The 1121-nt window shown below is 72.3% G+C and carries 1 protein-coding gene; it reads left to right on the top strand.

The window, feature by feature from the left end; all coding sequences use genetic code 11:
• Nucleotides 1–53 precede the first annotated feature (53 nt).
• Nucleotides 54–1112, top strand: a complete 1059-nt coding sequence (locus NCC78_RS31835) for an IS110 family RNA-guided transposase (RefSeq protein WP_250799181.1) — start codon at nt 54–56, stop codon at nt 1110–1112.
• Nucleotides 1113–1121 lie beyond the last annotated feature (9 nt).

Genomic DNA, 1121 nt, shown 5'->3' with positions numbered 1-1121 from the left:
GCCATCTCCGCACCGGACCGGACCTGTGCGTCCCCACGGTGAGGAGAGAACGCATGTCCATGCTGGCAGATCTGGTCGAGGTCGTCATCGGCGTCGACACGCACAAAGACACCCACACCGCCGCGCTAGTGGATACCCGCACCGGCGGGGTGCTGGCACGGGTCACGGTGCGCACCGACCCGGACGGCTATGCCGAACTGGTGGCTCTGGCAGAGCAACACTCGGGGCTGCGAGCCTGGGCGCTGGAGGGCTCCGGTGGTTACGGCGCCGGCCTGGCCCGGCACCTGGCCGCCGCCGGCGAACTGGTCGTCGAACTGGATCGTCCGCTGCGCCCGGCCCGCCGCGGCGGGGCGAAGTCCGATGCGATCGACGCCGAACGCGCCGCCCGCGACGCCCTGGCCCGCACCCGCCTGGCGCAGCCGAAGACCGGCCCCGAGCGGGCGGCGTTGCAGGCACGACTGACCGCCCGCCGCGCAGCCGTGGAAGCCAGCTCCGATGCTCAGCGGCAGTTGCACGCCATGGTGATCACCGCCCCCGAGGTGGTGCGGGCCCGGTTCCGCGGCCAGAGCACCCGAGTCATGCTCGCCACCGCCACCCGGCTGCGCCCCACCGCCAACGCTGATGTCGAGGTGTTCACCTGCTTGGCCGTGTTGCGGGACCTGGCCCGCCGCGTCCGATTCCTGGAGGCCGAAGCCGCCGGGCACGAGAAGGCGATCCGCGCGATCGTCCGCTCCTGGCGACCGGACCTGCTCCACCTCACCGGCGTCGGGCCCATCGTCGCGGCCACCGTGCTCACCGCCTGGTCCCACCCCGGGCGCTGCCGCAACGACGCCGCGTTCGCCATGCTCGCCGGGGCCGCCCCGATCCCGGCGTCCTCCGGCAAGACCGTCCGCTACCGCCTCAACCGCTCAGGAGACCGCCAGCTCAACCGCGCCCTGCACACCGTCGCCCTATGCCGCCTGCAACGCGACGAACGCACCCGCGCCTACGCCGAGCGCCGCCGCGCTCAAGGCAAAACCGACCGCGAAATCAAACGCTGCCTCAAGCGCTACATCGCCCGAGACCTCTACCGACGCCTCGAAAACCCACCACAGCCACTTGACGCGGCATAGGAGCGTCCC

It is taken from the genome of Micromonospora phytophila (assembly GCF_023656545.1).
GTDB classification, from domain to species: domain Bacteria; phylum Actinomycetota; class Actinomycetes; order Mycobacteriales; family Micromonosporaceae; genus Micromonospora; species Micromonospora phytophila.
Note: the sequence above shows the minus strand (reverse complement) of the source record. Positions and strands in the feature narration are given on the sequence as shown.